This is a genomic window from Pelorhabdus sp. sgz311001, assembly GCF_055901755.1.
Genome location: NZ_JBVXUT010000001.1, coordinates 846,336 through 867,964, shown reverse-complemented (window position 1 = coordinate 867,964; position 21,629 = coordinate 846,336). Strand labels below are relative to the sequence as shown.

Below are 21,629 nucleotides of genomic sequence, written 5' to 3'. Positions count from 1 at the left end.
AATCCGCTACTAAGATTCACTTTTCTTACTCTATCCTGTTTTCCATATTTTTACTCATTGTTTGTCAGGTATTTTAGGAATTTGTAAATAAGGCAGTATATCTTTCATCATTGCCGCAAAAGCAGGTGCAGCAATTTGCCCGCCGTAATAAAGTCCCATGGGCTCATCAATTAAAATAAGCAAAACAATTTGAGGCTTTTGAACAGGAGCGAAGCCAATAAATGAAGCAACATACTTTCCAGCCATATAGCCTCCTGCTCCTACCTTTTGGGCTGTTCCTGTTTTACCACCGACAGAATATCCGGCAAGAAAAGCATTTCTACCTGTACCCAATTCAACAACTTTTTCCAGAACTCCTCTAACTTCTGCACTTGTTTCAAAATTAATCACTTGACCTAAAGATTCCGGCTGAATTTCTCTGACTAATCGCCCATCTTTCGAAACAACTTTTTCAACAATTTGCGGTCGTAGACGATTGCCGTCATTTACGATGGCGCCAACAGCGCTCGCGAGCTGCAAGGGGGTTACAGCAATACTCTGCCCCATCGCTAATGTAGCAATGTTAATGGGTTTTACGTCTTTTTTATCAATCACAATTCCTTTGGCTTCCCCCGGCAACGCAATTTCGGTTAAATGACCAAAGCCACTTTTCTCTAGGTATTGATAGAAAGAATCGCGTCCCAGGCGAAGGCCTACATTGACAAAGCCCACATTACAAGAATTTTGCACTACTTCCGCGAAAGATTCGCTGCCATGGCCGCCCTCTTTCCAACAATGGATCTGTCGCCCCTGCACATCAATCGCGCCAGGGTCGTAAAAGCGGTCTTGTAAAGTGACAACCTTTTCGTTTAAGGCCGCTGCAGCTGTTACAATTTTAAAAGTAGAGCCTGGTTCATAGGCATTAGATAATGCTAAATTACGCCAAAACTTGGGAGCGTAGTCGCCAAAATGGTTAGGATTATAGGTCGGACGGTTTGCCATGGCCAATACTTTGCCTGTCGCTGGTTCTAGCGCTACAACAGTAGCCGCAGCGGCCTGCGTATCCGTCATAATTTGATCAAGTTCCCGTTCAACAATTTTTTGCACAACAAGATCAATTGTTAGATAAATATTATTGCCTGGCTCTGGCGGAATAAAACGATGATTCGCATAAGGAATTTCCCGTCCTCTGGCATCATATTCTACCAAAATACGACCAGGCGTTCCTTTTAGTTCGCTGTCAAAGGTCATTTCCACACCATCAAGCCCTTGGCTATCAATTCCAGTAAATCCCAAAACGTGAGCAGCGATTTCATCATTCGGATAGTAACGCTGCCCCTCTTGCGTAATTCCGACGCCAACTAAGGCAGATTCTTGAATTTTCCTGGCTAAAGCTGGTTCTACTTTTCGCTTAACCCAAACAAAAGCCTGTCGTTTGGCTAAATTTCGAGACAAGTCATCAGCCTGTAAATTCAAAATAGCAGCCAATTTGGCTGCTGTATCTTGCACATCTTTAATTTCGGCCGGAATTGCATAAACAGATTCAATGCTTTTACTTACGGCAAGTTCTCTGCCTTTTCGGTCAAAAATAAGACCCCGTTTGGCTTCCACGGGGATGTTGCGGATTCTTTGATCCGTAGCATTTTCGCTAAGCCAACTGCTGCGAAATAGTTGCAGATAGCCAAGCCTTAAACAAAGGCCTGTCAAGAGAAAGGTAACCAATAAGAAGAGAATAATAACCCGCCGACGAATCATGCCATGGGAAGCTGCTGCCACAGACTGATCCCTCCGTGCTGTTCAATTGGCTACCGTCGAGTAGTGTTCTGGGCGATCTCTGCCTTTACAAAACCTAGTAAGGAATGATCTGTTTTTTCTTTCCCCGTTTCTGTTGTAGTAGCAGCGCCAGCGGCGGCATAATAAACAGAAGCTGGTTGAACCAGACCAAGCTGGCTTGTAGCAATCCGTTCAATGCGACTAGGCGCCCGTAATTTAGCAATTGCCAGATGCATTTCTTCATTTTCTTTTTCTAAACGAACGACTTGTTTCTTCATTTCGACAAGATCATAGCCGCTGCGAACTATCCATTCACTCTGAATCGTGATAGCCACAGCCATAAAAATTAGGAGAAATACGATCCCCAGACATCTCTTGCGTAGCGGCGCATCAAGCTGAGGCTTGGGAAGCTTATTGTTCTGCTCTGTTGTCAAATGTTGCTCGTGATGTTCCCACTCTTGCTTTTTGCTCACTAACATCATACTGTTCCCCCTTATAAAATAGAACTGTTTTTAACCAATCTTCTCAGCAATGCGCAATTTCGCGCTGCGTGACCGGGGATTTTCTTCCAGCTCCTGAGAGGAAGGTACACGCGGTTTCCCGAGAATTTTCACGTTAGGCCGATGGCCGCAAACACAAACAGGAAATTTCGGCGGACAAATACAGCCTTTCGCCTGTTCTTGCAATACCTGTTTCGTAATGCGATCTTCCAGCGAATGAAACGTAATAACGCAAAGCCGACCACCTTGCTTTAACCGATCAATTGCCGCCAGAAAAGTATTTTTTAAAATCACCAGTTCCCGATTTACCTCAATTCGTATCGCCTGGAAAGTACGTTTAGCTGGATGAGGTCCATCTTGTCTAGCTCCAGCGGGAATGGCTTTTTTTATAACTGTTACAAGTTGTCCCGTTGTTTCAATCGGAGCAAGGGCTCTTTCTGCTAAAATAAACTGCACAATCCGTTTTCCCCAGCGCTCCTCGCCATATTCGAAGATAATGCGGGTAAGTTCCGCTTCACTGTAGCGATTTACTACATCATAGGCGGAAAAGGGATTATTCGGGTCCATGCGCATATCCAGCGGCGCATCCTGCATATAAGAAAAGCCTCGCTCAGCCGTATCGAGCTGATGCGAAGAAACACCAAGGTCGAATAAGACGCCATCAACTTTATCAATACCGACTCGATCAAGACAATCCTTAAAATGTTCAAAATTGCTATGAATGAGTTCAATTCGGCATTTCGCTTTAGCTAACCGTTCCCTGCCTGCCGCAATGGCAGCAGGATCTTGATCAAAACCAATGTAACAACCTTCAGGCAGCAATTTTTCCACAATGGCAGCCCCATGACCGGCACCGCCTAAAGTACAATCCACATAAATTCCAGCGGGATTTGTTATCAATCCATCAACGCTCGCATCAAGCAAAACGCTTTTATGTTCAAACTCCATCATTATCACTCCGTTAAATTCCAAGATCCGCCAAATGTTCCGCAATTTGAGCTACAGTAGGGGCCGTAAGAGCATTATACTCATCCCAGCTTGTCTTATCCCAAATTTCTACTCGATTGGATACTCCAATCACAACCGTGTTTTTCTCTAATTTGGCATACTCTCTAAGATTCGTCGGCAACAAAATTCGTCCCTGCTTATCTACTTCTACTTCGACTGCGCCAGCGAAAAAAAAGCGTACAAAAGCTCGTGCTTCTGGTTTGGCAAGAGGTAATTGACGAAGTTTTTCTTCTAATATAGCCCATTCAGTTAGAGTATAAACAAAAAGGCAATTTTCTAACCCTTTTGTGGCAATGAAAACAGGCCCCAGCGGTTCACGAAATTTTGCGGGTAATATCATTCGGCCTTTAGCGTCTATTGTATGGTTATATTCTCCCATAAACACAGCGACTCGCCACCATTACTCATTTCTTATCAACCACTTTCAACCACTTTCAACCACTTCAATAAAGTAATTTCGTGCAAAATAAAAAAAAACCTTCAAGTCGCCTTGAAAGTTTTTACAAAAATCACAATTCAGGAAAAAAGGCCTAGTTTCGAATGATTCCTAATCGTTTTAAAATAGGGGCGCCATTGACTCGCATATAAAAAGACCGGAAAGTATGTTGACTACGAAAAATTGGAATTCGCTCTAAAGAGCAAATATTACTGTCGCAATCGACCTCACCATACCTTACCGTAAAAGCGCCTTTATATCCAGCTTGATGAACAAGCTTGCGAACCGTATCATTGTAGGCGCCAGTCGGATAAGCCAAATAACGAGGCATTTGGCCGGTTTCGGCATAAATTTTATCACGCGACTGCGTCAATTCAGCCATGACCCCCTCTGGCGGCAAATCGGTCAGTGGTACATGATTCACTGTATGAGAACCAATTATAAAACCATCTTGCTGCATCTGCCGAATCTGATCCCAATTCATAAAGCGAGGATCCTTGCCAATAAAATCAGTAATTACAAAAAAAGTGGCTGTAAAACCATATTTTTTTAGTATCGGATAGGCATTTTCATAATTATCAAGATATCCATCATCAAAAGTAATTAAAACGGGATTTTCCGGTAGAGCTTCGCCTTTTTTCAAAGCCCGATAAAGCTGCTTTGGAGTAATGGAATGAAAACCATGCTGCGCCAAATAGGCAATTTGTTCCTCAAAGTCCTGTGGCGCCACTGATAAAGCAATTGGCATGTCATCCACTTTATGATAGTTTAGCACAGGAACTTCCGCTGCTGATTCTACTTCTGGTATCTGCGCTACCACAGCATTTGTACCACTAAAGGTCATTGCAATAAATAATAACATACACACAAAAACCATGCCTAATATTGTCATCCGCCGTTTTGACATCAAGACCTTCACTCCACCTTTATCGTTGTCTTAGTAGTATTCTGTCCAGCGTTTTTACCAACCCTTGCAGCCAAGCTAGATCTTTTTAAGAATGTAGCAGTAAAAAGAAGAAGAGCAAGCACCATAAAACACACACTGCCCACTTGTGCAATGTTATACCCATAAAGTACTTCACTATCAAGCCGCATGCCTTCCATAACAAATCGACCAGCTGATTCACTAAACAGATAAAAACAAAAGAGCCGCCCAGTTCCCCATAGCTTTTGTTGTCTATCCAATATTTGGATAAGCAAGAGCACTAAGAGCAGCGCGAATGAAAGTAACGATTGGTAAGCAAAAATCGGATGAAAAAAATCAAAAGCCTCATAGCCAACTGGACGCATAGCGTAGTCGACGTAAATTCCCCAGGAGAGCTGTGTGGGATAACCAATTGCCTCCTGGTTCATGATATTAGCCCATTGTCCAATCGCTTCACCTAAAGCCATGACCATAGCAAAAAAATCAGCGAATTGGCCAAAGGCGAGTTTCTGTGATCTTATATATATAAGACCAAAGCAAAAAACTGCCAGTAAAGCGCCATGGGCGGCAAAACCGCCACGGTTAAGCAAAAAAATTTCTTGTAAGTGATTCGAATAATAAGGCCAATTAATGAGTACATAATAGGCACGTCCGCCTAAAATACCACAAGGCAGCGAAAAAATTAAAAGTTCCGCAATCGGTCCTAGCGGCAACTTTTGTCGTTTACCTTGCCATAAAGCAAATAGAGCACTCGCAATAATAGCCAGTACAACAACTGAACCATATGGCTGAATCCCTATGGCTCCTAGTGAAAGAACTGCAGAATTGATCATAAGTTTTTTGCCCCCAAAATTAAGAAACGAAATCCAGTATGTTCTTATTTTACCGCCAAAAAGAGAAAAACTCCAGGAAAAAAATCAGTTCTTGCGGCAAACTTCTCCCCATAATAAAGCGGCTAATCTTTGTTCCACAGCAATTTCCGTATAAGCAGTTTTAAGAACAAACATGGGCTTTATCTGCAATACCTCAAGCAAAGAGCCTTCCCGCAAACCCAATAAAAAGAACTCCCTAAATACTGACTCTGGACCATCAATGCGACAAAGCCTCATTTTCTCTCCTATCTTACATTCCAAGAGAGATTTGACCATCAAACCCCCTCCTTAGTCTAAGCGAAAAACAGCTTCACTAATAAACCAGACCCTAACGCAATCAAAAAAATAAAACCTGCCATACTGCACGAAAGAACAAGGCCTTGTTCACGAATGGCAAGAGCAAACTGCGCCAAGCAGGGCAAAAAAACGGTAAAAGTTACGGCAGCAGTCAATAGCTGCACTTCATTTAAATGGTTTGTTACATATAAATCATAAATGCCAGCTGCACCGTAATCACGGCGAATAAAGCCTAGCAAGAAAATCGGCCCCATTTGCGGTGGCAACCCCAACAGAGTAACAATGGGAGCCATGGACGTTGTAAGTATTGACATTTTACCGCTAAGTTCCAACAGGCTTAGCAAGATACTAACCGCTAAAAACAACGGCAGCATTTCACTAAAATAGCCTTTGATCCGTTCGCTTGTTTTACATATAATATTTTTCAGGTGAGGCAGCCTTAAGGGAGCTAATTCTAGCAAAAAGGGAACTTTTCTGCCGGGAAGACACAGATTTAGCAAGCTCCCAATGCCAACAAACAGAATGATCATATAAAAAAACCAGTACAAAAATAATTCTCTATGAAGTGAAAGCAAAGCAATAATCAGTCCCAGCTGGGCTGAACAAGGAATCGCCAGCATAAGCAAAAAAGCGGCAATTCGACGTTCCCGTTTCGTTGTAAGAATTCTAGTTGATAAGACGGCGAGAGTCCCGCAGCCAAATCCCACAAAAAAAGGAATTGCAAAACGCCCATTCAGACCGGCAAGAGAAAAAAAACGATTTGTTAGCAGAGCCAGTCGCGATAAATATCCCGTATCTTCTAAAAAAGCAAAAAAGAAAAAAAAAGTAGCCATAATCGGCAAAACAATCGCCACGGCATAACGTAGACCTAATGACAAAACACCAAAATCGCCCACTAGCAAGGTTTGCAAGGAACCATTTACGCCCCAATCAGTCAAAAGCATCATAGCGTAAGGCAGTAACGTGTCTTGAAAAAAATAACGATCTAACGTATCGACAAACCACCCAGCGCCAAAGCGACCAACAAATTCATATAATCCGCCAAAAAGTATGATAAAAGCCAAAAAAAGTCCGGTTTTTTCTTCGCGAGTTACTTTCGCTAAAAAGGGCGCAAGACTTCGCCGTAAAACTCCTGTTCCATAAGTTATTGCGTCTTTCGTTACAGCAGCCACTTGCTCGCCTCTTTCTTTAAGAAAAAGAACAGAAGGCGGTTTGTTGCAAGAATGCGTAAGTTCTTCTCTTGTACGCTGCACTTCCTGCAACAAGGTTTGCCGCTTCGGCAGACTTTTATAAACATACAAAGCAGTTATATCCTGCTGTAGTAGTAAATAGGCGATTAAACGACGCGCCGGCAAAAAATTTTCTGGCAACCATTGGGTGATTTGATCTAAGGCTTGTTCCAATATAGGTGAGAATGGAACCGGCTCAACAACTTGTTTTTTGTAAGCACGCAAAGCCTGTTTTAGCGGTTTCATGTCTTTTGACTGGAAGGCTGACCCTGAAATCACAGGAATTTTCAGCCGTTGACTGAGCGCTGCGACATTTATAGAAATACCTAGAGCTTTCGCTTCATCCATCATGTTAATTACAAGCAAAACAGAAAAACCGCCATCAATCAGTTCATAGGTCTGTGGTAGCATACGAATAAGATTCTTTCCATCTAATACTTGAATCACCAGCGAATCAGCAAAAGAAAATAAAGTTTCCCGTGCGACGCGTTCTTCTTCAGTGCGCGCATATAAAGAATACATTCCTGGCGTATCAATAACCTCATAAATTTGGTCGCCTAAAGAAAGCCATGCATGAGAAATTTCTACAGTTGTTCCCGGATAATTGGATACAAAAGCGTAAGCGCCAGTGAGACGATAAAAGATCAAGCTTTTGCCTACATTCGGCGGACCAACAAGCAAAATACGACGACACTTCTGCATAGAAACCCTCCTGATAGTGTCACAAGTCTTTTTTACCTTTTTATTCACAGCCCGCTCTATCTATACCGAAAAAAAGAGTCTATAGCCATAACTTCGGCCATAGACTCTTTTTTCGTTACTACTGCTTACAGCAAGGGTTTTAATTTTCCAATCAGATTTTCTTTTGGCATATAACCCATAATTTTTTCACCAGCATCGCCTTGTTTAAAGACGATCATCGTTGGCAGACTTTTTACGGCATACCGTTCGGCTAATTCACGCTGCTCGTCAACATTGACCTTAACTATTTTACATTCCTGGCTCATTTCCACCGCTACATCATCAAGTACGGGAGATAGACGCGAACAATAGCCGCACCAAGGCGCCCAAAAATCTACTACGACAGGTTTCTGTTCTTCTAAAACTTCACTTTGAAAGTTATCAATTGTTCCCTGAATTACTGTTGCCATTATAACATCCTCCTCGAGTGTATCGCTTAATTTTTATTATAAAACCGTGTATATTAATATGTACGGTCTGACGTTCTTTCATGCGACAGACCTATATAACACGCCTAGCTCCCAAATAACGAGTTTTCCAATAGGGTTCATCAAGATGGCTAATCATAACACCTTTGCTAGTCGAAGCATGAATAAAGCGTCCTTCTCCCATATAAATTCCTTCATGGGAAGCCCCTTTTTCATAGGTCGAAAAAAATACAAGATCACCTTTTTGCAAAGAGTTTCGCGAAATCATTTTTCCTACTAGAAACTGCTGATCAGCCATTCGCGGCAATTGTCGTCCTTGCTGTTTAAAGACATATTGCGTAAATCCCGAGCAATCAAAGCCTTTAGGGCTTGTCCCGCCAAACACGTAGGGAGTACCAATATAACGCTGTGCTGTTTCCACAATTCCCTTCGTCTGATAGGAAAATGAGCGACTATTTCGTTCTCGCCCTGTAATTTCTCGGTATGTCTCTTGATCAACAATGCCATCATCTGGTAAATGTTGACGGCGTTGAAACTCTTTGACGGCCAACTTAAATTTGTAACTAAAGAAACCATCAATCGCCCCGCTATAATACCCTCGTTCTTTCAGCTTTGTTTGCAAAAGCGAAATCTCCGCGCCTTTATCACCTTGCATAAAATACAAACCAGAAGCAAAAGCTGTCGAAGCATAGGCGATTATCATCATACTGCATAGCACCGCTCTTACCAAAAACGCCACAAATACCCCTCCGCACAAATCAATTCTTATTAGATTTCATTTCGCACTTTTCCCGATTTATCCTGCTGCCAATAAAACACTTTTTCCTATAAAATAATTTCTATCAGTTAGAAGGAAAAGTAATATAAATCTCGAATATAATTAAAGTTAAAATATTTTATGGTTACCAAGGGGGTTTTCCTATGAACACATTTTCACCAACAGGTGTTTGTACAAAACAAATTACGTTTGACGTTCAAGATGATCGCATAAAAAATGTTATCTTTCATGGCGGCTGCGACGGTAATTTACAAGGAATTGCCAAACTAGTTGAAGGGCTTCCCGCCCACGAAGTCATTGCTCGACTGAAAGGGATTCGCTGTGGCAGCAAAACAACGTCTTGCCCTGATCAGCTAGCAGCTGCGTTAGAAGAAGCTGCCGCTATGGCAAAAACAAACTAACGAGCAATCGTCAAATAGCTTTGTAAGGCGCCCACAGTTTTTCAATTGAATAACAGTACAGAAAAGTGGTATAAATTTAGCTTTCAATTGCTATTTATACCACTTTTCTTATTATTTGAGGCTTATTTTATTTTGCCACAATCCCCGAAGATTTCTCTAGTGGAAAAGAAATGGTAAATACAGTTCCCTTCGAACAAGTATCAACTGATACAACGGCGCGATGACGTTCGATAATTTGAAAACAGACAGCCAAACCAAGTCCTGTACCTTTTTCTTTGGTTGTAAAAAAGGGGGTACCTAATTTATGCAAATGGTTTTGATCAATTCCCTTCCCTTGATCGGCCACAATGAGCTGAACTCGTTGGTTAAAAATAGTTGTTTTTATCGTTACAGTCTGACCTTTATCCATAGCATCAAGCGCATTGCCAACAAGATTGAGTAACAATTGACGTATTTCTTTGCCATTTACATAAATCGGTGGTATCTCGCCAAGCAATACTTGTAGATCTTTTCCTAAACTTAAGGCTTGCGCATAAATAAGTGGCTCGACAGCGCGAATAATGTCATTTAAGTCTTGTTTAGCCATATCAACTGGCTTATTTCGCGCAACAACTAAAAATTCACTAATTAACGAATTGGCTCGATCTAATTCTAAAATCATCAATTCGTAAAAGCCTTTATATTTTTGACAATCGGGCTTACGCATCAGCATTTGCAAAAATCCTCTCACGGTTGTCATCGGATTTCGCACTTCATGACTAATGCCTGCCGCCATTTGTCCGACAATGCTTAAACTATCTAAGCGACATAATTCTTGCTCCATTCGTTTTTGTTCAGTAATATCAACGATCTGTATCAAGAGAATCTCTTTGCCATCTACTCGAACAAAGTCCACTTCAAGCAGACCTTGTCTCACTTCGCCTTGCTTTGTAAAAAAGTTAATTTCCCGTTGATTGATTCTATGTTTTTCCACTAAACTCGTCTTTAAAAGACTTAATGACTCGGCAGAGCAAAGTCCAATTTCTCCAATCTTTCTGCCCACTATATCGCGTTTTTCAAAACGAGTAGTTCGTAAAAAACTATGATTCAATAGCAAAATATGTCCTGCCACATCGCTAAGCATCATTAAACAAGGATTATTATGAAATGCTTTATAAAAGCTTTTCTCGGCAAATTTTCTTTGCTGTTTTAAAGGGAGAACTATTTTGCCGCTTTTATTTTTTTCTATACAAATCGCGCTTTGATCGGTCCCAGAGTCTTTCTTCTCACACGATTTCTGCAAAAATAGTTTATCATACAAAGCGTTTCCCCAAGTTTTCGTTATGAGCAAAGCTCGCTGTCGATTCTTCACCGTGTTAAAAAAATCTGCCTGATTTGATGCAAAAATCAATGCGCCACAAACAAGCCCCGCTTTCTGAAAGGGAACTAAAAATAAAGAATCAATATGATAAGATTCTAGCAACTCAGCTGTCGTTCTTACTTCGCTAAAGTCTCTTCTTGTAAAAAAACAAGGAGCAGCCCCCTGCAAAGCCGTTACTAAAATTTCGTTTGGTGCAATAACATGTTCCTTTTCTTTTCCATCGATCTTAAAAGTACCTGTTTGCACAGTTAAAGAACGAAAGGAAAAAGTGCATAAAAAAATGGAGGTACAGCCCAGCCAATTTTGCAAGTATTCCAAGGCTGGCGTCAATCCACCTTCACTTAGAACTTTTTTTGTTAAAAAAGGCTGTAGTTCCCACCGCGAAACTTCCACAAGCGATTCTTCGACTCTGGTTTCCGGCTGTATTGATAACAAGTAATTAGATTGAACTTTTTGCAAAGTACAACAATTTGTCAATTGCTCCATATAAAAAGACAAGGGCAGTCTTGCTTTGGCCTTATTACAAAGAAAATTCCATTTGGCTTCAGACATTGAAAAGACTGTCATAACAGATTTATCTAATAAGGTTACGCGATCGCGATGTAACAACTGCTCAGCTGCCTGATTGACCTCTATAATTTTTCCCGTTAACGTCAGCAGAATACAACCATTTTGAATACCATTCCAAAATGGCGCCTCACTAAGCTGCATGCAAAGTCACATCCTCGCTGGCAAAATCAATCCTAAAAATATTCAAATGCTACTTTACTAATTTATACAAAAGAATACCTTTTTCCTGCTATTTTCTCAAAATACGAAAAAGCCAGACTAAGGCCCAAAAAAGAAAAGAAAAACAAAAATATTTTTGCTTTTCTTACCACACAAATCGAATCATTTTAAATGAAATACACTATTGACTAACGCTACAATTGTTCGACAATCATAATATTCAACAGCGTTTAATGCCGTATTGTCCTGGCGAATTGACCATAAATCATTTAATGGCATATGTAAGGCAGCGCAAAGTATCGTCCGAATTGTTCCGCCATGGGAAGCAATTAAAATCGTCTGATTTTGATGCTTTTGTAAAATTCGAGAAACAGCACGCATTGCCCTTTCCTGCACTGTGCGGAAAGATTCCCCGCCAGGAATTTGAATATCGTCAGGCTGTGTATAAAGTTGATCTAGTGTTGTCGCCCATTTATCCTGGATCTGGTCGTATTTTAAACCTTCCCATTCGCCAAAATGAATTTCACGAAAATCCGGTTCAGGAATGACTTCTAGCCCCTGACGCTTGCCAATCATCCGGCCTGTCTCTAAGGCTCGCGTTAAATCGCTAGCATAAATACAATCAATCTTTTCCTTCTCTAAAAAGGTAGCAACCGCTTCCGCCTGCTGAAGCCCTACTTCATCAAGCGGAATATCCGTATGTCCTTGATAGCGCATTGCTAAATTCCAAGCAGTCTGCCCATGGCGAACATAAAAAATTTTAGTCATGCAGTTCTCCCTTCACGGCTTTTTCCAAAAAGTAAAGTAGACGGTCATTTTGCTTTGTAAGCTTTACGGCTAAGCGCAAATAATAAGCATTTAGGCCCTCATAATTACTACAATCACGTATTAAAATTCCTTCTTTTTTTAGTCGCTGTGCAATAACCGATGCCGTAAGCTGCGCTGCCTCCGTATTGACTAGAATGTAGTTCACTGATGGGGGCAAGGGCTTAAGCCCATTTATTCGGCACAGACCTTGATAGAATCTGACTTTCTCCTGGTCTATATAGCTCCTGCTTTTTTCACCAAAAACATGGTCTGATAAAGCAGCAACTCCCGCAATCTGCGCTAAAGAATTGACATTCCAAGGATCTTTCGCCGCATGTAACTTTGCCGTAAGAGCAGCGGAAGCTGCCATAAAGCCAAGGCGCAATCCAGGAATCGCATAAAATTTTGTGAGAGAGTGACTAATTAAGAGATTTTCAAATTCTTGTAGAAAAGGCTTACAAGAAACAACGGGATCGCTGATAAAATCAAGAAATGACTCATCAACAACAACGAGACACTTTTGCTTTTGGGCTTGCTCGATGAGCGGTCTTAGCATCTGCCTAGTTACCAACTGGCCTGTGGGATTATTGGGATTGCAAAAAAAGAAAAGATCAGGCTTTTCGCTAATGAATTGTTCTATTAATGCTTCAAAAGAAACTTGAAACTCATTAGATTGATCTAAATAATGATAAATAATTTCAGCCCCGGACGCACGAGCAGAACGTTCATATTCACTAAAAGTCGGAGCTAAAATTAAAACCTTTTTAGGTCGATACACATGGCACAAAAGATAAAAAAGTTCCACTGCGCCATTACCTGGCGTAATTTGATGAAACGGAATATCATAAGCAACGCTGATCGCCTGCTTTAAATCATAGGCTTGTGTATCAGGATAGTGGAGTACTGAATCGATTGCACCGGAAAGAGCGTTACGCACCGAATCAGCTAATCCCAAAGGATTAATATTCGCGCTATAATCAAGCCACTCGCTCGGATTTATGTCGATATTTTTACGGTTTTCGGCGTAAATATTACCACCATGTTCATTTTTCATAGGCATCCCTCCCGCATAACCTGCACACCGCCGCCAATTAACCGCACCGTCTTAAGATGTGACACGAAAGGACAAGTCCCTTGAATCTCTTCAAGACAAGCTTTAACCTTATCATCTTGACCGACTGAAAACATCAATCCTAAGACCGTTCCGCTATGAGCAGCATTAATACCGTATGCTCCATAACGGCTGCTCAAACGCAATAAGGACTCCAACGGTGGTTTATATAAAATGGCCTGATTGGCCAAAGCACTTAAGGTAGCTCCTTGACCAATCAAGGACAAATCACCACGCTGTAATCCTGCTATAACCAGTTCCGTAGCTTCGCGCACTTCTTTTTCTTTACTTTTATTCAGTACAACAAGGTCTGTACGCTGATGAAAAGAAAGTGTATCAACTTGACCACCCACATCTAAAATAGCTATTATCATATCAGGCGGGTGCCCCAAATTGCGACGAATTTTCCCCTGCACATGATCAAATAACATGATTCCTGAATAAAAAGTACCATCCGTCGGCTCAATAGCCAAGCATATATCAGCAATCTCATCAGGTGTAAGCTCTCTCCCCTGCGCTACGGCTACAGCCTGACAAACAGCGCTTAAGTCAGCGCTGCTGGACGCCATCCCTTTGCCCACAGGCAAAGCAGATTCATAGGAAAAAGAAAATTGTCTTACAAACTCGTCTTTACTTAAACCGGTTTCTAAATAATCAAGGGTAACCGAAAGCGCCTGCTGTGATTTTTCAGCCAAAGTACTTGAAACAACCCTTTTATCTGAAACTGTTAATGCTGTATATAAATCAATCGGGCAAGTAATTAAAAAAGGTTGTCCATCAACAACCCCTTGCACAAGTTCCCCACAAGAACCAGGACTTTTTACGGTAAAATTCATCATTTCTCTCCCACACTATGATAAAAAAGCCGTTAAGGCAACAAGTTCCGTTAATTCAGTAACAGCGCCATATGTATCGCCAGTCAAACCACCAAGTTTTTTTTCGACGTAACGACAAAAAAGATGAGAAAAAACAAGGCTAATACCCGCCGCTAAAGCGGCACGCCACTCCAGTACACTTAAGGGAATTAGAATCAAAGCGCCTAAACAAAAAGCTTGCAAAGCCTCACGTTTTCCTGTATATTCCGCAAAAAGTTTGCCGATTCCTTCCGGCCTGGCATACCCGTATAAAGTAACCGATAAGGATAACGCCACACGGGAAATAACCGGCATAGTAATAAGCGCCGCAGGCAAAAATGCAGGAGAAATCTCTTCTATGAGAGCCCACTTGGCAAGAACGAGCAATACAAATACCGTTACACCACTAGCGCCGACACGACTATCCTTCATAATTTCCAACATTCGCTCCCGACTCCGCCCTGATAAAAGCCCGTCAGCCGTATCCATAAGACCATCACAATGCAACGCTCCGGTCAGAACAAAGCCAGCAATCACCAATAGCAATGCCGTCAGATGAATGGAAAGAAAAGCGCTTAGAATGTAGTGAATCAACAAAAGATGCATGCCGAGCACTAAACCAACACCAGGAAAAAAAGCAACACTTTTACCAAATCGTTCAGCCGACCATTGTGTTTCTTCCTTTAACCGAATCCGTGTTAAAAATTGTAGTGCCGCAATAAAAGCGCCCATAGAAGTCCCCCTAAAATGATAAGCTACTAGACAAAGTAAGCCAAGCTAAAAGTCCATAACCAAGTACAAACAGAAAAGTTGCCACATACATAAGTCGAATGGTCTTAGCTATATGCCCTGGTCCTAATACTTCTTTTGCATCGCCCATAAACGCCCGGTGCGACGCAACCCCGCCATAATAATTAATTCCGCCAAGCCGAACATGAAGGGCGCCCGACACAATAGATTCAGGAATCCCACTGTTAGGGCTAGGATGCTTGCGCGCATCGCGAAGCCACATTTTTAAGCCCGCTTTACTATCAAAACCTGTCAGTAAAGCGGCAGCTAGTAATAAAAGTCCAGTTATTCTAGCAGGAAAAAAGTTAAAAATGTCATCAACCCTTGCAGCAACCATGCCAAAATCAAGATACTTTTCATTTTTATATCCCACCATGGAGTCAAGCGTATTAACCGCCCGATATAAAAATGCCAAAGGAACGCCGCCAATTATTGCATAAAAAAGCGGTGATATAATACCATCTACAATATTTTCTGCCACGGTTTCCACCGTAGCCCGCGTTACTTCCGGCGTCGATAACCGATCTGTGTCACGGCCTACAATCCAGCCAACCTGTTTTCTAGCCTCTTTTAATTTGTTTTGCAACAATAAATTTTTAATCCCATTACCAGCTTCCGCCAGACTACGAGGACTAATAGCAAAAGATAGAAGCATCGCTTCGCCAGCTAAGGTCTCCCATGGTTCCAGCAATGCTAAAAAAGAACAAACATAAAAAACGACCGTATAAGTCACAGCGAGAACTGAGCCGACTAGAACAGCGCCTGCTGCTCGTTTCGCCCCGGCTGATGCCTTTGGACGACGCAATATTTTTTCTAATAATCCAATGAAATTGCCAATTAGCACTACTGGATGGAGCCGGCTGCGCGGATCTCCTAATAACGTATCAAATAAAACAGCGCCAAGAGGTAACAGGAAAAACCAGCTATACTGATTTAATACTGTATGGCTCATTCTTCAAGCCCCATCATTGCATAAAGTTTTTTCATATCCAGACTGTCGCGTACCGTATCAGCCAACCGATTATAAGCTGCCTCTTTTTGGGCTAGACGATTCACTGTAACTTCAAGCGGAGCAAGACCTTTGCGACAACGCAGTGCATTTAAAATTTTACGACGCAATTTATCATTATCAAAAATTCCATGCAAATACGTTCCCATGACGAGTCCGTCCTGCCGCACAACACCGTCGTCAATAGCAATCGCTTCGCCAGAACGTGACTCTAGATGGAAAGCCGTTTGAACCGATTCCAAGAAATTTGTTCTTCCCATATGAATTTCATAGCCAGTAAGTTCCTCTCCCTCGGTTTCTACACCGAGGAGCAACGGTCCAGCGCTGCGCGCCGTAACTTGATGAGTCACTTTTGTTGGTGCAAAAACAGTAGAAATAGGTAACAAACCAAGACCAGAAAGCTCATCATGGTTTGATTCGGTATGATCGGGATCATAAAGCTTGCAGCCAAGCATCTGATAGCCGCCGCAAATACCGATAACAGGAATATTTTTCGCCACAAGGGATTGAATTTCCTGTTCGTAGCCATGTTCTTTTAAATAAAGCAGGTCTTCTGTCGTGTTTTTGCTGCCTGGCAAAATGATTAAATCAGGCTGGCCGATTGTGTCGCCTTGACGAACATAGCGAACTGATGTATCAGGCTCCGCTCCTAAAGCGTCAAAATCCGTAAAATTAGATAACTTAGGTAGTTGCATCACTGCAATATCTAACTCTTTCGTTACCTCGCTCTGCTTATCTTCCAGACTAACCGAATCTTCATCATCAATTCCTAGATCCTCAAGATGCGGCACAACGCCTAAAACAGGTTTTCCTGTTTTTTGCTCCAAAAAGTCAAGAGCGGGCTGCAAAAGTTTAATATCGCCGCGAAATTTATTAATAATCAAGCCTTTCACTAGCTGCCGTTCATCAGCTTCTAACAATTCAAGCGTACCTACAATCGAAGCTAATGCGCCGCCGCGGTCAATATCGGCGATCAAAAGAACCGGAGCTGTCAAATGCTTAGCAATACGCATATTCACAATATCATTTTTCTTTAAGTTCACTTCAGCTGGGCTTCCAGCCCCTTCAATAACGATGACTTCATAGTCCTGATTCAACTTCTCCAGGCATTTTTCTACCGCCGCTAAGGCTTTTAAGCTATATCCTTGATGATATTGGGCCGCCGACATGGTTCCAACGGGTTTTCCCATAACAATAACTTGCGAGCAGGCCGATCCCGTAGGTTTTAACAATACTGGATTCATCTCGACAACAGGCTCTAAACCAGCGGCTTCGGCTTGAGCCACTTGAGCCCGTCCCATTTCGTCGCCTGTTTTTGTTACATAAGAATTTAGAGCCATATTTTGTGCCTTAAAGGGCACCACTTTCTTGCCATCTTGCAAGAAAATACGGCATAGAGCCGTCGTCAAGATACTTTTTCCCACATGTGAGCTTGTTCCTTGTAGCATAATGGGCTTTGCCATCCTGTTTTCCCCCTTGCTTACACCGATTTCGCCAAACTTTTTATTTCTACCGGAAGTCCGCAGACAACAAAATACACTTCATCTGCCGTCTTCGCTACTTTTTGATTGACCCAACCTGCCCAATCGCGGTATTTGCGAGCTAAAGCATTTTCTGGCACAATCCCTGCTCCGACTTCATTCGTAACAAATAAAACAGTTTTGCCGCAGCCTCGCGCCGCCACTAATAGCTGATCGATTTCCTGAAGAATCAAATCTAGATGAGCGGCGTCATCCTGCGGATGATCTGGCGCAAGCAGCAGGTTCGTCAAATACAAGGTAAGACAATCAAACAAAATTACGTCATTGGACGTTGCCGCCGCTCGAATCGTTTCAGCGGCATGATAAGGCGCTTCAAAAGTCTGCCATTGCTTATCGCGTCTTGCTTGATGCATCAGAACCCGTTGCCGCATTTCTTCATCATAAATTTGCGCCGTAGCAATATAGGCTAATGATTCTTCTCTCCCTAATTTTTGAGCAAGTTCTTCGGCAAATTCACTTTTACCACTGCGAGCTCCACCAGTAATCAAAATAATTTTATTCATCATTGCCTCGATTCTGCCTTTTTGCGGCAAAGGCGCGACAACTAGCAATAAAGGATTCGGCGGCTGCTTGCGATCCAGCAAAATGAAGATGGAGGTAAGATCCTAAGAGATTGTCTATGGCAAAACCGCCGGGATATTCTTTGCCTGTGCGCATTTTCTTTAAGGTAAAAGCCCAGGCGGACACCGCTGAATCTTCTGGTTCAAAGCGGGAAAAGTGAAATTCATGACCGCGGAGTTTACTTCCTTTAGGCCCAAGAATCGTATCAGTGAGTGCCGTAGCTTCCACATAACCGACAGTCTGAAGCTTTCCTTCCATAATTGATGTAGCGGGAATCAAACCAGCCATAGGAAATTCTTCTCCAGTAAAATTGACGATTTTCTTGGTTAAATACATAAACCCGCCACACTCGGCAAGAATCGGCATTTTTTCTTGATGAGCTCTTTGTAATTCGGCGATAAGACTTTGATTTGCAGCTAGTTCAGCTAAAAACATCTCAGGAAAACCGCCGCCTAACAATAAACCGTCTACCTCAGGCAGCTTAGCATCCTGCAAGGGGCTAAAATAGACAAGATCAGCCCCTAAGCGTTCCAGCATTTTTAAACTTGCCGGATAGTAAAAAGAAAATGCTTTGTCTTTCGCCACACCGATGCGCACTTTAGACGCCGATTTTTGCGGCTTCTTTTCTTCATACATTAATGGCAGAGCCGAGTTTGCTACTTCAAGAATCTCCTGAAGTTTAACTTGTTTAGCAATTGCCGCCGCAATCTGTGCTACGATCCGCTCGCTATCAGTTTCTTCTACAGGCGTAAGGCCTAAATGCCGTTCTGGCGTAGCCATCGTTTGATCACGCCGAATGGCGCCAAATAAAGCCACGCCAATATTTTCTAATGCTTTTGTAATAATTTCGGTATGAGAATCAGAGCCTAGGCGATTGGCAATGACGCCAGCAATCTGCGTGTCACTATCGTAACGCTGGAACCCAAGCACGAGCGCAGCCGCACTCTCTCCCATGGATTTTCCATCAACGACTAGTATTACCGGAGCATGCAGCAATTTCGCAATTTCGGCAGTACTACTGATGCCATTTTTCCCGCCATCGTAAAGCCCCATAACCCCTTCAATAATTGCTAAATCACAATCTACCGCTGTTTCTAAAAAAATAGGCGCAATTGCTTCAGGCGGCACAAGCCAAGTATCAAGATTATGAGCTGGTCTACCGCTGGCAAGCTGATGATAGCCTGGATCAATATAGTCAGGACCTACTTTATAAGACTGCACTTTGAGACCCATTTGGCGAAAGGCTGCCAATAAGCCAGTTACAATGGTGGTCTTGCCAACACCGCTTTGTGTTCCCGCAATAACAAGTCGCGGTATAGAGTAAGTAGTCATAGCCATCCTCCTTTGTGATCACTATAGTGAAAGAAGGTTTTTACAGCATATATAAAAGGGCATTAACAGCTGAAGCCGCAATCGGGCTACCGCCTTTGCAACCTTTCACCGTTAAAAATGGAACCGGTGAAATTTCAGCAAGAAGCTCTTTCGATTCGGCTGCTCCAACAAAGCCAACAGGAACGCCAATAATCAGAGCTGGTCTTAGCGATTCTTCCTTCATTAAGCGAATGACTTCAAACAAAGCCGTTGGTGCATTGCCTATGGCTACAACAGCGCCATTCATTCTTTGCCCAAAAGATCGCATCGCCGCCATAGAACGAGTGATCTGTTGATCTTTCGCTTGATGAGCAACCTGCTCATCAGCAATCAGGCAGTGAACTTGCCCGCCTAATTCTCCTAGTTTACGCTTATTGATCCCTGTGCGGACCATTTCGACATCACAAAAAATATCAGAACCGTTTTTCAGCGCTTTAATCCCGGCGGCAATCGCCTCAGGATGAAGCGCTACATGATTCGCATAATCGGGATCGCCTGAAGCATGGATCATGCGTGAATAAATTTTAATCTCTTGTTCGTTTAAGTTAAAGTCCTTCAAATAAGGAGCAATGATTCTCATACTTTTTTGCTCAATTTCCTGGGGTTGTTTAATAAATTCCATAAGGAATCCTCCTCAACATCTTCTGTCCATTGCAACATTTTTGTCTGCCGCCCACATAATCACTTCTTCCTGCTTGGAAAAAAGCGGATAATCGGTCGATAGCAATGGCGGCCGCGTAATTACAACAAGAAAAAGCGATAACTCCATGGCTGCTAATAGTTTCGTATCACTACCGCCTATTGTACCGCTATTTTTCATCACAACAACCTCGGCGCCACATTCAGCAAACATAGCTTGATTAAGTTTTTGACTAAAAGGTCCTTGCATAGCAATAATATTCTGCGGCGTAAAGCCAAGTTCAAAACACTCAGTTAACACTTCCGGATCAGGTAACACGCGAGCAATAAGACGCTTCTCTTTTAGTAGCGGTTCTTTAGCAAAAGTGCCAAGCGTCCGGCTTCCTGTTGTTAAAAAAATAACCTGTCCTAATTTAGCCGCTACTTTAGCCGCTTCATCTGCTGAAGCGACTTCAACTAGCTTGCCATAATCCGGTAAAGCAACAGCAGGACGTTCATAGCGACAATAAGGAATTCCCGTTTCACGGCAAACTTCACGAGCTGTTTCGCTCGCTTTTATGGCATAAGGATGAGTCGCGTCAATAAGCAAGGAAATATGCTGTTCAAGAATAACATCCTTCATGGCAGTCTTATCAAGCTTACCGACAAGCACTTTTAAATGCTCGCAAGCTGCCAGTTGACCACCGTATTCGCTCACAGTAGATACAAGGATTTCTTCTTTTTGCTGCAACGCAAGCTTCGCAGCAATTTCACGCCCATCCTGCGTGCCAGCTAAAACTAAAATCACAGCTGATAACCACGAGGCGTAATCATGCGGCCTGCTTCCACATAAGTTTGACTATTGCCAATAATGACAAGAGAAAACATATCAATCTCTTCTTGCGTAAAATGTTCTAAGTCAGAGATGGTCATCTGCTGTTCACTGCGTCCAGCTTGACGAACAATACCAACAGGCGTCTCTTTTTTCCGATGCTTTAAGAGGATTTCTCTAACTGTTTCAATTTGTTTTACCCGTTTTTTGCTGCGCGGATTATAAAGGGCAATTACAAAATCACCTTCAGCAGCCATCTCCGCCCGCTTCATAATGAGCGGCCAAGGCGTCAATAAATCGCTTAGACTGATCACGGCAAAATCATGCATGAGCGGCGCACCGAGAATCGCAGCAGAAGCTGATACAGCGCTAATCCCAGCAATAATTTCTACTTCGGGACGATAAGGCTCAGGCACTTTCATCGCTAGCTCTAAAACTAAGCCTGCCATTCCATAAATTCCAGAGTCGCCACTTGATACGACGGCTATTTTTTTCCCAGCTGCAGCTCGATCAACTGCGGCCTGGCAACGATCTACTTCCTGCATCATTCCCGTGCCGAAAGTTTCCTTCTCGGTAATTAATTTGGCAATGAGTTTAAGATACGTATCATATCCTACAACCACATCGGCTTCGACAATCGCTTCTTTCGCCCGTGGCGTTAAATCAAGCAAACTTCCTGG

At 42.5% G+C, this 21,629-nt stretch carries 23 protein-coding genes; 1 reads left to right on the top strand and 22 read right to left on the bottom strand.

Annotation, left to right across the window (positions count from 1 at the left end; all coding sequences use genetic code 11):
* Positions 1-54 precede the first annotated feature (54 nt).
* The 10 genes from AC0MXB_RS04500 to AC0MXB_RS04455 form a co-directional block, all read right to left on the bottom strand.
* Positions 55-1,755, bottom strand: coding sequence for a peptidoglycan D,D-transpeptidase FtsI family protein (locus tag AC0MXB_RS04500; RefSeq protein WP_474038413.1), 1,701 nt, complete (start codon positions 1,753-1,755; stop codon positions 55-57).
* A gap of 29 nt (positions 1,756-1,784) precedes the next feature.
* Positions 1,785-2,234, bottom strand: coding sequence for a septum formation initiator family protein (locus AC0MXB_RS04495; RefSeq protein WP_474038412.1), 450 nt, complete (start codon positions 2,232-2,234; stop codon positions 1,785-1,787).
* Positions 2,235-2,264: 30 nt separating this feature from the next.
* Positions 2,265-3,200, bottom strand: a complete 936-nt coding sequence (gene rsmH, locus AC0MXB_RS04490; RefSeq protein ID WP_474038738.1) for a 16S rRNA (cytosine(1402)-N(4))-methyltransferase RsmH — start codon at positions 3,198-3,200, stop codon at positions 2,265-2,267.
* Between the two features lie 13 nt (positions 3,201-3,213).
* The gene (gene mraZ / locus AC0MXB_RS04485) at positions 3,214-3,645 is read right to left on the bottom strand and encodes a division/cell wall cluster transcriptional repressor MraZ (RefSeq protein ID WP_474038411.1); all 432 of its coding nucleotides are present in this window, start codon (positions 3,643-3,645) and stop codon (positions 3,214-3,216) included.
* 145 nt (positions 3,646-3,790) lie between these two features.
* Positions 3,791-4,603: a polysaccharide deacetylase family protein gene (locus AC0MXB_RS04480; protein ID WP_474038737.1), complete on the bottom strand. Its 813-nt coding sequence runs from the start codon at positions 4,601-4,603 to the stop codon at positions 3,791-3,793.
* Between the two features lie 8 nt (positions 4,604-4,611).
* Complete coding sequence (gene lgt, locus AC0MXB_RS04475; protein ID WP_474038410.1) at positions 4,612-5,454, bottom strand: prolipoprotein diacylglyceryl transferase; 843 nt, start codon at positions 5,452-5,454, stop codon at positions 4,612-4,614.
* 84 nt (positions 5,455-5,538) lie between these two features.
* Positions 5,539-5,769, bottom strand: a complete 231-nt coding sequence (locus tag AC0MXB_RS04470; protein WP_474038409.1) for a FeoA domain-containing protein — start codon at positions 5,767-5,769, stop codon at positions 5,539-5,541.
* A 17-nt stretch (positions 5,770-5,786) separates the two neighbouring features.
* Positions 5,787-7,721 carry a ferrous iron transport protein B gene (feoB, locus tag AC0MXB_RS04465; RefSeq protein ID WP_474038408.1) on the bottom strand — a complete coding sequence of 645 codons (1,935 nt, stop codon included), beginning with the start codon at positions 7,719-7,721 and terminating at the stop codon, positions 5,787-5,789.
* Between the two features lie 125 nt (positions 7,722-7,846).
* Complete coding sequence (gene trxA / locus AC0MXB_RS04460; RefSeq protein WP_474038407.1) at positions 7,847-8,170, bottom strand: thioredoxin; 324 nt, start codon at positions 8,168-8,170, stop codon at positions 7,847-7,849.
* A gap of 91 nt (positions 8,171-8,261) precedes the next feature.
* A complete protein-coding gene (locus AC0MXB_RS04455; protein ID WP_474038406.1) occupies positions 8,262-8,927 on the bottom strand; it encodes a C40 family peptidase in 666 nt (221 codons plus the stop codon).
* A gap of 182 nt (positions 8,928-9,109) precedes the next feature.
* Here AC0MXB_RS04455 and AC0MXB_RS04450 point away from each other — a divergent pair, with 182 nt between their 5' ends.
* A complete protein-coding gene (locus tag AC0MXB_RS04450) occupies positions 9,110-9,367 on the top strand; it encodes a TIGR03905 family TSCPD domain-containing protein (RefSeq protein WP_474038405.1) in 258 nt (85 codons plus the stop codon).
* A 127-nt stretch (positions 9,368-9,494) separates the two neighbouring features.
* Here the strand turns inward: AC0MXB_RS04450 and AC0MXB_RS04445 are convergent, their stop codons facing one another.
* The 12 genes from AC0MXB_RS04445 to cobJ all read right to left on the bottom strand — a co-directional run bounded on the left by AC0MXB_RS04445 (position 9,495) and on the right by cobJ (position 21,620).
* Positions 9,495-11,438, bottom strand: a complete 1,944-nt coding sequence (locus tag AC0MXB_RS04445) for an ATP-binding protein (protein WP_474038404.1) — start codon at positions 11,436-11,438, stop codon at positions 9,495-9,497.
* 180 nt (positions 11,439-11,618) lie between these two features.
* Entirely contained in the window at positions 11,619-12,224 is a 606-nt protein-coding gene (gene cobC, locus AC0MXB_RS04440; RefSeq protein ID WP_474038403.1) for an alpha-ribazole phosphatase, read from the bottom strand.
* Positions 12,217-13,317, bottom strand: coding sequence for a threonine-phosphate decarboxylase CobD (gene cobD / locus AC0MXB_RS04435; RefSeq protein WP_474038402.1), 1,101 nt, complete (start codon positions 13,315-13,317; stop codon positions 12,217-12,219). The genes cobC and cobD overlap by 8 nt, the downstream gene beginning before the upstream one ends.
* Entirely contained in the window at positions 13,314-14,213 is a 900-nt protein-coding gene (locus AC0MXB_RS04430; RefSeq protein WP_474038401.1) for a GHMP family kinase ATP-binding protein, read from the bottom strand. Before AC0MXB_RS04430 ends, cobD begins: the two co-directional genes overlap by 4 nt.
* 12 nt (positions 14,214-14,225) lie before the next feature.
* The gene (gene cobS, locus AC0MXB_RS04425) at positions 14,226-14,960 is read right to left on the bottom strand and encodes an adenosylcobinamide-GDP ribazoletransferase (RefSeq protein WP_474038400.1); all 735 of its coding nucleotides are present in this window, start codon (positions 14,958-14,960) and stop codon (positions 14,226-14,228) included.
* Positions 14,961-14,970: 10 nt separating this feature from the next.
* Complete coding sequence (gene cbiB, locus AC0MXB_RS04420; protein ID WP_474038399.1) at positions 14,971-15,969, bottom strand: adenosylcobinamide-phosphate synthase CbiB; 999 nt, start codon at positions 15,967-15,969, stop codon at positions 14,971-14,973.
* Positions 15,966-17,489: a cobyric acid synthase gene (locus tag AC0MXB_RS04415; protein WP_474038398.1), complete on the bottom strand. Its 1,524-nt coding sequence runs from the start codon at positions 17,487-17,489 to the stop codon at positions 15,966-15,968. The genes cbiB and AC0MXB_RS04415 overlap by 4 nt, the downstream gene beginning before the upstream one ends.
* A 17-nt stretch (positions 17,490-17,506) precedes the next feature.
* The gene (gene cobU, locus AC0MXB_RS04410; RefSeq protein ID WP_474038736.1) at positions 17,507-18,070 is read right to left on the bottom strand and encodes a bifunctional adenosylcobinamide kinase/adenosylcobinamide-phosphate guanylyltransferase; all 564 of its coding nucleotides are present in this window, start codon (positions 18,068-18,070) and stop codon (positions 17,507-17,509) included.
* The gene (locus tag AC0MXB_RS04405) at positions 18,063-19,460 is read right to left on the bottom strand and encodes a cobyrinate a,c-diamide synthase (RefSeq protein WP_474038397.1); all 1,398 of its coding nucleotides are present in this window, start codon (positions 19,458-19,460) and stop codon (positions 18,063-18,065) included. Before AC0MXB_RS04405 ends, cobU begins: the two co-directional genes overlap by 8 nt.
* Before the next feature lie 40 nt (positions 19,461-19,500).
* A complete protein-coding gene (locus AC0MXB_RS04400) occupies positions 19,501-20,121 on the bottom strand; it encodes a precorrin-8X methylmutase (RefSeq protein ID WP_474038396.1) in 621 nt (206 codons plus the stop codon).
* A gap of 12 nt (positions 20,122-20,133) precedes the next feature.
* Entirely contained in the window at positions 20,134-20,925 is a 792-nt protein-coding gene (gene cobK, locus AC0MXB_RS04395; RefSeq protein WP_474038395.1) for a precorrin-6A reductase, read from the bottom strand.
* Complete coding sequence (cobJ, locus tag AC0MXB_RS04390) at positions 20,922-21,620, bottom strand: precorrin-3B C(17)-methyltransferase (protein WP_474038394.1); 699 nt, start codon at positions 21,618-21,620, stop codon at positions 20,922-20,924. Before cobJ ends, cobK begins: the two co-directional genes overlap by 4 nt.
* Positions 21,621-21,629: the final 9 nt, after the last annotated feature.